The following is a 10,103-nucleotide window of genomic DNA, read 5'->3' as shown; positions in this document are numbered from 1 at the left end:
TGCTGGACACGCCGGAGGTGCTGTTCGTTCATGCCGGCATCGATCCGGACAGGCCGATTTCCGAGCAGCAGGACGACGATCTCGTCTACATCCGCTCGCGCTTCCACGATAGTGCGCAGCCGCTGCCGAAACTGATCGTGCACGGCCATACACCCATCCGGCAGGCCGAGGTCCATGGTTTGCGGCTTAATCTCGATACCGGTGCCTTTTATACCGGCCGCTTAAGCGCGGCCCGGCTGTGGCAGGGCCGCGTTCACATTACCTCAACTTGATTTGCCGGCTATAGATTGCCGATGCAGAGATATTTCATTTCCAGATAGTCGTCGGCGCCATGACGCGAGCCTTCGCGGCCGAGGCCGGATTGCTTGATGCCGCCGAACGGCGCCGTCTCCGTCGATATCAGGCCGGTATTGATGCCGACCATGCCATATTCCAGCGCCTCGGCGACCCGCCAGACTTTCTTGAGGTCGCTAGCGAAGAAATAGGCGGCGAGGCCGAATTCGGTGTCGTTGGCCTGCGCGATCACGTCCTCGACCGTCTCGAAGCGAAAGAGCGGTGCCACCGGACCGAACGTTTCCTCGCGCGCCACCTTCATGCTCCGATCGATGCCGGTCAGGATGGTCGGCGCGAAGAAGGTGCCGGCACCTTCGATGCGCTTGCCGCCGAGGACGACGCGGGCACCCTTGGCTACGGCGTCCCGCACATGGTCTTCGGCCTTGGCGATACCCTGTTCGTCGATCAGCGGTCCGATGGATATGCCCGGCTTGAAGCCGTCACCGACGGAGAGTTCGCTTACCTTGGCCGCGAGCTTGGCGGCAAAGGCGTCATAGACATTGGACTGCACATAGATGCGGTTGGCGCAGACGCAGGTCTGGCCGGCATTGCGGTATTTCGAAGCCATTGCCCCTTCGACGGCCGCGTCGAGATCGGCATCGTCGAAGACGATGAAGGGCGCGTTGCCGCCAAGCTCCAGGCTGACCTTCTTGATCTGGTCGGCACACTGGCGCATCAGGATGCGGCCGACCTCCGTCGAGCCGGTGAAGCTGATCTTGCGCACCTTCGCATTGCCGCAAAGCTCGCGGCCGATCGCCGGGCCGTCTACCCCGACGATGATATTGAGAACGCCGGCCGGAACACCCGCCTTTTCGGCAAGAACGGCCAGCGCAATCGCCGTCAGCGGCGTCTGTTCGGCGGGTTTCGAGACAACGGTGCAGCCGACGGCAAGAGCCGGTGCGATCTTGCGGGCGATCATGGCCGCCGGGAAGTTCCAGGGCGTGATCGTGCCGACGACGCCGACCGGCTGCTTGATGACGACCATGCGCTTGTCGTTGGAGGGCGCCGGGATGGTCTCGCCGTAGATGCGCTTGGCCTCTTCCGCATACCATTCGACATAGGAGGCGGCGTAGAGGATCTCGCCTTTGGCTTCCGGCAGCGGCTTGCCCATCTCGGCGGTCAGGATCGCTCCCAGCTCATCGGCATTGGCGACCATCAGATCGAACCATTTGCGCAAGATCGCGGCGCGCTCCTTGGCCGGGCGGGCCGCCCAGCCGATCTGGGCGATATAGGCCGCATCGATTGCGGCCGTCGTTTCGGCGGCTCCCATATCCGGCAGAGAGGCGAGCACTTCGCCGGTAGCGGGATTGATGACATCGAACGTCTTCGTCGCCCCGCCGCCCGTCCAGGCGCCGTTGATATAGCCGGCGGCGCGCAGGAATCGCGAAGAGAAGGGAACATGCTTGGTCATTGCTGTTGTAAAGGACATGGTCTGCACTCCGACAGGGTTTCGCCCGGCGGCACGCGCCGGCGAATAGGAAACGAACATCAGGAACGGCTGTTAGAGCATGATGCCGAAAAGTGTGATCGGTTTTCGGACGACATCATGCTCTACTTTTTTGATTCTAGAGCAGATTCAGATTTTAGGTCGAACAGACCTAAAATCATCCGGCTCTAGCCGGAAGCGCTTGCCTCCAGCAGCGATGCTTCGAGAATGTCGAGCGCCTCGCCGAACACGCCGTCCTGGATGGTGATCGGCGACAGGAAGCGGATGACATTGCCGTAAACGCCGCAGGTGAGCAGGATCAACCCCTTGTCGAGTGCGATCAGCCGCACCTTGTTGGCGAAATCGGCGCTCGGCAGCTTTGTCGCCGCGTCGTTGAATTCCACCGCATTCATGAAGCCGGGGCCGCGGATGTCGACGATTTCAGGCACCTTGTCGCGCAACGATTCCAACCGTTGCTTCAGCCGCGCGCCGAGCTGGTTGGCGCGGTCGCACAGGCCTTCCTCGGCGATGACGTCGAGCACGGCGTGGGCGGCGGCAATGCCAAGCGGATTGCCGCCATAGGTGCCGCCGAGGCCGCCAGGCCCGGGCGCATCCATGACCTCGGCTCGGCCGGTGACGGCGGCGAGCGGGAAGCCGCCGGCAAGGCTCTTCGCCATGGTGACGAGATCGGCGGCCACCTCGTGGTGATCCATCGCAAACATCTTGCCGGTGCGTGCAAAGCCGGTCTGCACCTCATCGGCGATCAGCAGAATGCCGTGCTGGTCGCAGATCTCGCGCAGCGCCTTCATGAAACCCGATGGAGCGGGATAGAAGCCGCCTTCGCCCTGCACGGGTTCGAGAATGATGGCGGCGACGCGCTGCGGATCGACATCGGCGGCAAAGAGCTTCTTCAGCGCCGCCAGCGATTGCTCGACGCTGCTGCCGTGCAGCGGCACCGGGAAGGGCGCATGGAAGACATCGCCGGGCATCGGGCCGAAGCCGACCTTGTAAGGCGCGACCTTGCCGGTCAGCGCCATGCCCATGAAGGTGCGGCCGTGGAAGCCGCCGCCAAAGGCGATGATGGCCGAGCGGCCGGTGGCGGCGCGGGCGATCTTGACGGCGTTTTCGACCGCCTCCGCGCCCGTCGTCACGAAGATCGTCTTCTTGGCGAAATCGCCGGGAACGATGGCGTTCAGCCGTTCGGCAAGATGCACATAACTCTCATAGGGCACGACCTGATGGCAGGTGTGCGTGAAGCGGTCGAGCTGTTCCTTGACGGCGGCAATGACGCGGGGATGGCGATGGCCGGTATTCACCACGGCGATGCCGGAGGCAAAATCGATATAGCGATTGCCTTCCTTATCCCAGATCTCGGCATTTTCAGCACGATCGGCATAAATCTGCGTCGTCATGCCGACGCCGCGGGAAATGGCGGCGTTCTTCCGTTCGGTTAAAGTCATTGCAGTCGCTCCCAGAAAGCAGTTTCGAATTATCTTGCAGAAGTTCTGCAATTTATTTACAAAACTCCTACATTTTTCCTGCAAGATTTCAAGCGGGATTTTGTGCGAATGATAAAAGGCGCCAAAGGCTCGCGAATGGCGCCGCGCACCTTTTAAGGCGCGCTAAGGCGCGTCATCCATGCTAGACGAATCGAAAGACAAGAAATCAGGGAATATTGGCAAATGAGCAGCATCGAGCCCGAGCGCTACCCCGTGCGCTACAAGGTGGCGGAAGCGGCGCGTCTTGCCGGCGTATCGGCCTCCACCCTGCGGCTCTGGGAAAGCCAGGGGCTTGTCGTACCCTCGCGCTCCGAGACCGGGCATCGCCAGTATAGCGCCGAGGACGTGGCGCGGTTGAAGCGCATTTCTTGGTTCCGCGCCGAGCGCGGCCTCAATCCGGCGGCGATCCGCGAGGCGCTGGAGACGGAAGAGGGCAGTGCTGCCGGCCCCGAGAATGGCGAACAATCGGCATCCTCGGATATCGGCCGCAGGCTTCGCTCGCTGCGGCATGCCGCCGGCAAAACGCTGGAACAGGTCGCCGCCGATATGGGCATGACGTCCTCGACGCTGTCGACACTGGAGCGCACCTCGCAGGGCGTCAGCTTCAAGACCCTCCATGATCTGGCGGATTACTATAGCACAACGGTTTCGCGCCTGTCGGGCGAGGAGCGCGAGGACGTTCCGGCGCTGATCCGATCCGGCGAATGGCGCGCCTGGCCGGAGACGACGCCCGGCGTCACCGTGCAATTGCTTGCCGAGGGCAGGACGATGATGGATTGCCATCGCTTCGTGCTTGCTCCGGGCGCGGCGAGCGAGGGCGCTTATCGCCACGAAGGGGAAGAGTTCATCCATGTGCTTGCCGGTCGGCTGGAGCTGGTGCTCGACAGCGATCAGTTTTTCGATCTCCTGCCGGGCGATTCCCTTTATTTCGAAAGCCGCCGCGATCATTCCTGGCGCAACCGGCACGATGGCGAGACCATACTGCTCTGGATCAACACGCCGCCGACATTTTGAACGGCGCCCTCATCGTTATCCGGTATCGCCGTCGCCCCGTCTGTTCTATAGAACGGACGAAAAGCGAGTTCGTACAGACAGAGCCGGGAGAATCTCATGGCTGCCACCATCCGCTATCATGAAGGCGATATTTCCACTCAGGATGCCGCCCGCTACACCGGCGCCATTGCCATCGACACGGAGACCCTCGGTCTCGTTCCGCGCCGCGATCGGCTTTGCCTCGTGCAGCTTTCGCCGGGCGACGGCACGGCTGATATTATCCGCATCGCCGCCGGCCAGAAACAGGCGCCCAATCTCGTCGCCATGCTCGCCGACCCCGCGCGCCAGAAAATCTTTCATTACGGTCGCTTCGATATCGCTGTCCTCTTCCATACGTTCGGCGTCACCACGACGCCGGTCTTCTGCACCAAGATCGCCTCGCGTCTCTGCCGAACCTATACCGACCGTCACGGCCTGAAGGACAATCTCAAGGAGATGCTTGAAGTCGATATCTCCAAGGCGCAGCAATCGTCCGACTGGGCGGCGGAAACGCTGTCGCCGGCGCAGCTCGAATATGCGGCCTCCGACGTTCTTTATCTGCATGCGCTTCGCGAGAAGCTAACGCAACGCCTCCTGCGTGACGGCCGCATGGACTATGCGGATGATTGCTTTGCCTTCCTTCCGACCCGCGCCAAGCTCGATCTTCTCGGCTGGGAAGAGGCGGATATCTTCGCGCATAGCTGATCGTCTCGTTCGGCGGGAGAAATCCACAGGCCAGTGCCGCGAAAGCGGCATTGGCCTTTTTTATTTAGCAATCTGTTAAGAAACAGGCTGCTATCTTTCATATGGCTTCCAGCCCGACGTATTTGCGTTTCGCTCTTCCGGTTATCCGGCGCTCGAAGACCCACCGGCCGCATGAGCGGACCCTGATTGAACCTGCCCCCGCTTCCATCCGTCGCCTTGCCAGACAAAGGAGCATGTCATGTTGCTTCCCGTCGGTGCCGTGTCCGCCGTGGGTGCGCCTATAGAAAAGCCGATCGTTGCATCAGCGGAGACCTCCGGGCTTCAGACTGCCGCGACGCCATTGGCCGTTCTATCGAGTACGATCAATGCCGGCGTCGAGGGCAAGCTGAACATGCTGCTGGTCGCGGCCCGCGAGCGGATGTTCGATAGCCTGCTATCCGCCATCGATGCGGCCAGCCAGGTGGTGAATGTTTCCCGTGAACCGGGCGAGAGCAATACCGCCTATGCGCAGCGCGTTGCTGCTGCCATCCGCAGCCTGACGCCACAGCAGCTCATCGTCGCCCAGCAGCGAATGGATGCGCAGACGAATATCCGGCTGCCACTGCCGCTTCTGGCCGAGGCGCTGGAAGATCCGGAAAGCCCGCAGGCGATCCAGCTTGCGCTCAGCCTGGAGCAGGCGTCGGCCGCCGAACCCGACGCCGTGCTGAAGGCTGTCGTCAATTCCTATGGCCAGAATGCCGGCAGGGCGGAAGCGCCAGTCCCGCAGATGCCGGCATCGAGCCTGCTGCAGAAAGCGGCCGATCTGGCCACTCTGGCAACCGCCCTTGCGGCCGCCGCAGAAGAGCCGATGCCTCCCACGCCCACGCCCACGCCCACGCCCACGCCCACGCAGCCCGCGGCTCAGCCAGCGTCCGTTCCGCTGCAGGCGCCGCAACCGGGTGTTCCCACGCAAGCCGCGCCGGCTGCCGCGGAGGTGGCTCCGGCCCAAATGTCCATGCAAAGCGCAACGCCGGCCGCTCCCCAAGCTGCCGTCACCGGCAGCGCTGCCACCGGCGCGCCCCCGGCTTCGCAGCTTGCGCCCCTTGTCGATGACCTTGCTGTGGTAGCACTGCTGACCGCGATCGCCGCCGAAGCCGAACTTCCGACGGAAATCGCCTTGATCAGATCGCCGCTGACACCGCTGCCGGTGCCGCGCGATATCCAGCAGATTCAAGCCGATATCAAGCAGGGCCTGCAGGTCGTCATCGGCCCGCCCGCGATGGCAGCCGGTTCCGACCTGCAGCAGATCATCAGCAATCCCGCGTCCTCCGTCGAGAAGATCATCGCACAGGCGCTGACAGCCAATACGGCAACGCCACCGCCATCACAGCCGGCGTCCATCGATGCGGGTGCCAGAAACCCAGCATCGGTAATGGCCGCATCGTTGACTGATCAGCCCGAGGCCCCCGTCACCGCTACCGCGCTTTCCGGCAGGGCGCAGCCGTCGTCTGCGGCGCCGATGGCAATGTACGAGGCTGCGGAGCAGACGGGATTATCCGCACCCCCGCCGCTCGGCGTTCCTTTTGTCGTGGCGAACTATCTGCCGGCCGATGTCCCGGCCAAGGCCGGCGAATCGAAGCGGCTCGATCGCGTCGATCCCGTTGATGACGAGGAAGGCGGCGACGCTCAGGACGAAGAGACGGCGCAGCAGCAGGATAAAGACGAAGCTCCAGCGGAAGAACCGTCGCAGAGGGCTGAAGAGGCTTCCGACGAAGCGGACGCAGGACTTGTCTCACCCCTCAACGAGGCCGGGCCGGACCAGCTCGCCCTGCCGCAGCCGTCGCGCGATCCCCTGCACGATCACGCCTTTGATTTCTACCGGCGCATGGTGGCCTGGGAATAGCCGGCTCGCGACGGACTGGCGGCACGGGCGCTGCATAGTGGATAAAGAAAACCCGCCGGATCGCTCCGGCGGGTCTTTTGTTTCCAGGCTTCTACCGAAGATTATTCGGCGTTGCGGTTCTTCAGAGCCGCACCCAGGATGTCGCCGAGCGAAGCGCCCGAGTCGGACGAACCGAACTGAGCAACAGCTTCCTTCTCTTCAGCGATTTCCAGAGCCTTGATCGACAGCATGATCTTGCGGTCCTTCTTGGAGAAGTTGGTGACGCGAGCGTCGACAACCTGACCAACCGAGAAACGCTCCGGACGCTGTTCGTCACGGTCACGCGACAGATCGGCGCGGCGGATGAACGAGGTCATGTCTTCGTGGTTGACGAGCTTGACTTCGATGCCGCCGTCGTTGACTGCGATCACTTCGCAGGAAACGACTGCATTCTTGCGCAGGTCGCCGGAAGCTGCTGCTTCGCCGACTGCATCCTTGCCGAGCTGCTTGATGCCGAGCGAGATGCGTTCCTTCTCGACGTCGACGTCGAGAACGACAGCCTTGACGACGTCACCCTTGTTGAACTCTTCGATGACCTGCTCGCCCGGACGGTTCCAGTCGAGGTCGGAGAGGTGAACCATGCCATCCACATCGCCGTCGAGGCCGATGAACAGGCCGAATTCGGTCTTGTTCTTGACTTCGCCTTCGACTTCGGTGCCGGCCGGATGGTTGCGGGCGAATGCTGCCCACGGGTTTTCCAGCGTCTGCTTGAGGCCGAGCGAGATACGACGCTTGGTCGGATCGACTTCGAGAACGACGACTTCGACTTCCTGGCTCGTGGACAGGATCTTGCCGGGGTGAACGTTCTTCTTGGTCCAGGACATTTCCGAGATGTGGATGAGGCCTTCGATGCCCGGCTCCAGCTCGACGAACGCACCGTAGTCGGTGATGTTCGTGACGGTACCGGAGATCTTCTTGCCTTCCGGATACTTGGCCTGGATGCCATCCCACGGATCGCTCTCGAGCTGCTTCATGCCGAGCGAGATACGGTGGGTTTCCTGGTTGATGCGGATGATCTGTACCTTGACCTGCTGGCCGATGGACAGGATTTCCGACGGATGGTTCACACGGCGCCATGCCATGTCGGTAACGTGCAGCAGGCCGTCGATGCCGCCGAGGTCGACGAACGCACCGTAATCGGTGATGTTCTTGACGACGCCGTCAACAACCTGGCCTTCTTCAAGGTTCTGAACGATTTCAGAACGCTGCTCGGCACGGGACTCTTCCAGAACCGTACGACGCGAAACGACGATGTTGCCGCGGCGCTTGTCCATCTTGAGGATTTCGAAGGGCTGCGGGTTGTGCATCAGCGGGGTGACGTCGCGGATCGGACGGATGTCGACCTGCGAACGCGGCAGGAAGGCGATAGCGCCGTCGAGATCGACGGTGAAGCCGCCCTTGACCTGGTTGAAGATGACGCCTTCAACGCGCTCGCCAGCTTCGAACTTGGCTTCGAGCTTGATCCAGCTTTCTTCGCGGCGAGCCTTTTCGCGCGACAGAACAGCTTCGCCAAGCGCGTTTTCGATGCGCTCGACATAGACTTCGACTTCATCGCCAACATTGAGCGTGCCGTCCTTGGCGCGCGCACCGAATTCCTTCAGCGCGATGCGGCCTTCGACCTTGAGGCCGACGTCCACAACGGCGACATCCTTTTCGATGGCGGTGATGATGCCCTTGGTGACATAGCCTTCAGCCAGATCGTTCTTGGCAAAGGATTCTTCGAGAAGGGCCGCGAAATCTTCGCGAGAGGGGGAAGTTACAGACATAAAATCTCCTGGCGTGTCCATATCATGCAATCTGGACACTGACGCGCCGGTGGTTCGCGTTAACGGGCCTGACCCCAGTCCGCCTTCCCTCTAAGGAAAGCTATCCGGCGCTTGGACGGAATGTCAGGCTATTTTGAAATCGGCGGTTCCGGGCGCAGGGCGCGCGAAGGCCGCTCATATTTTCAGGCATTTCGGCTCAGAGCGGCGTCGACGATCGACTTTGCCTTCTGAAACGCCGCTTCTATACTCATTTCTGAGGTATCTAGCAAGTATGCGTCTTCAGCCGGCTTCAGCGGGCTGTCGGTGCGGCCCATATCGCGCTCGTCGCGCCGTTTCACATCTTCGAAAATGGCGTCGTAATCGGCGCTGCCGCCGGCGTCGACGATCTCCTCGTAACGCCGCCTGGCGCGCACTTCGGCCGAGGCCGTCACATAGAGCTTCACCGGCGCATCCGGGCAGACGACGGTGCCGATGTCACGGCCGTCGAGCACCGCGCCCGGCTTCTTTTCGGCAAAACGGCGCTGAGCCTCCACCAGAGCCCGGCGGACGGCCGGCATGACGGCGATCTTCGATGCGGCCTCGCCGATCTCGTGCCTGGATAGAATGGCCCGGTCGAGCCCGGCCAGATCGACCTTGCGCGCCATGCCTTTGGCAATGGCCTCGTCATCGAGCGGCAATCCGGCATCGAGCAGGGCCTTGGCGGCGGCGCGGTAGGTCAGGCCGGTATCGAGATGATGAAAGCCATAAGTCTCGGCAATCCGGCGTGCCAGGGTTCCCTTGCCGGCAGCCGCAGGCCCGTCGATGGCAATGATCATGTCTTCTTCCGTCCCTACGCGGTCTCTCGCTATTTGCTGGAGCGACGCACCAATTCGGCCATTTCCGCCGCCTCTGCTCGATAAATCGCCCGAGGCCTTCGGCGGTGCCATGTCGGTCAGCCAGCGGCCGGTTCTGGCTCACCTTCCATTTGCCGTCAATGCATTTCGTCTGAGCTGCGACGAAGTCCGGCGGCGCATCGTCCCATCGGCGTCCGGCCTCGATTGTCGCACCCAACCTTGTCATCATAGCAAAAAAATCGGGAAAGCTGGTGGCGATCATGGCGGAATCGTCGACCGAAACCGGATGCTTGCTCGCAAGCCCCATGACGAGGAAACTCATGGCGATGCGATGATCGAGATGGCGCTTGATATCGCCGCCGCCGCTGGCGTTGCCGTGGCCCTTGCCGTCAGGCCTGCCCTGAACCGTCAGGGAAAATCCCTACCTTCGCTGCAGTCGACGCCATTGGTTGGACGAGAGAGAGTATCGTGCGGCATGGACAATTCCTTTGCGATGCCCGTATTCCCAACGCGTTCTGTGCTGGCTGCGGTCCTCTTGCGCCAGACGTTCTGCGGTCCACCTCGGCCGGTGAGCATAGGCTTGTCGCG

7 protein-coding genes and 2 pseudogenes are annotated in these 10,103 nt (G+C 62.1%); 4 read left to right on the top strand and 5 right to left on the bottom strand.

The genetic code is table 11. From position 1 onward, the window contains the following. Positions 1 to 272 (top strand): annotated as a pseudogene (locus ACPYOP_RS22760) (serine/threonine protein phosphatase); the annotation flags it as partial. An 8-nt stretch (positions 273 to 280) separates the two neighbouring features. On the opposite strand, the gene ACPYOP_RS22755 reads toward ACPYOP_RS22760, so the two are convergent. Together ACPYOP_RS22755 and ACPYOP_RS22750 are read right to left on the bottom strand one after the other, a co-directional pair. Continuing rightward, positions 281 to 1,762 carry an NAD-dependent succinate-semialdehyde dehydrogenase gene (locus ACPYOP_RS22755; protein ID WP_481412545.1) on the bottom strand — a complete coding sequence of 494 codons (1,482 nt, stop codon included), beginning with the start codon at positions 1,760 to 1,762 and terminating at the stop codon, positions 281 to 283. 185 nt (positions 1,763 to 1,947) lie between these two features. Beyond that, a complete protein-coding gene (locus tag ACPYOP_RS22750) occupies positions 1,948 to 3,219 on the bottom strand; it encodes a 4-aminobutyrate--2-oxoglutarate transaminase (RefSeq protein WP_481412544.1) in 1,272 nt (423 codons plus the stop codon). A gap of 222 nt (positions 3,220 to 3,441) precedes the next feature. Here ACPYOP_RS22750 and ACPYOP_RS22745 point away from each other — a divergent pair, with 222 nt between their 5' ends. The 3 genes from ACPYOP_RS22745 (at position 3,442) to ACPYOP_RS22735 (ending at position 6,877) form a co-directional block, all read left to right on the top strand. Then, positions 3,442 to 4,272: a MerR family transcriptional regulator gene (locus tag ACPYOP_RS22745; RefSeq protein WP_481412543.1), complete on the top strand. Its 831-nt coding sequence runs from the start codon at positions 3,442 to 3,444 to the stop codon at positions 4,270 to 4,272. Positions 4,273 to 4,368: 96 nt separating this feature from the next. Continuing rightward, positions 4,369 to 4,995, top strand: coding sequence for a ribonuclease D (locus ACPYOP_RS22740; protein WP_481412542.1), 627 nt, complete (start codon positions 4,369 to 4,371; stop codon positions 4,993 to 4,995). Between the two features lie 238 nt (positions 4,996 to 5,233). Continuing rightward, positions 5,234 to 6,877, top strand: coding sequence for a hypothetical protein (locus tag ACPYOP_RS22735; RefSeq protein WP_481412541.1), 1,644 nt, complete (start codon positions 5,234 to 5,236; stop codon positions 6,875 to 6,877). Between the two features lie 101 nt (positions 6,878 to 6,978). Here the strand turns inward: ACPYOP_RS22735 and rpsA are convergent, their stop codons facing one another. The 3 genes and pseudogenes from rpsA to ACPYOP_RS22720 form a co-directional block, all read right to left on the bottom strand. Next, positions 6,979 to 8,682: a 30S ribosomal protein S1 gene (rpsA, locus tag ACPYOP_RS22730; protein ID WP_120662475.1), complete on the bottom strand. Its 1,704-nt coding sequence runs from the start codon at positions 8,680 to 8,682 to the stop codon at positions 6,979 to 6,981. Positions 8,683 to 8,864: 182 nt separating this feature from the next. Next, complete coding sequence (gene cmk / locus ACPYOP_RS22725; protein ID WP_481412540.1) at positions 8,865 to 9,497, bottom strand: (d)CMP kinase; 633 nt, start codon at positions 9,495 to 9,497, stop codon at positions 8,865 to 8,867. A 217-nt stretch (positions 9,498 to 9,714) separates the two neighbouring features. Further along, positions 9,715 to 9,962 (bottom strand): annotated as a pseudogene (locus tag ACPYOP_RS22720) (3-phosphoshikimate 1-carboxyvinyltransferase); the annotation flags it as partial. Between the last annotated feature and the right edge of the window lie 141 nt (positions 9,963 to 10,103).

It is taken from the genome of Rhizobium sp. KNZ2-6A, from assembly GCF_056755475.1.
The sequence above is the reverse complement of the archived record's forward strand: the minus strand, read 5'-3'. Positions and strand labels throughout refer to the sequence as shown.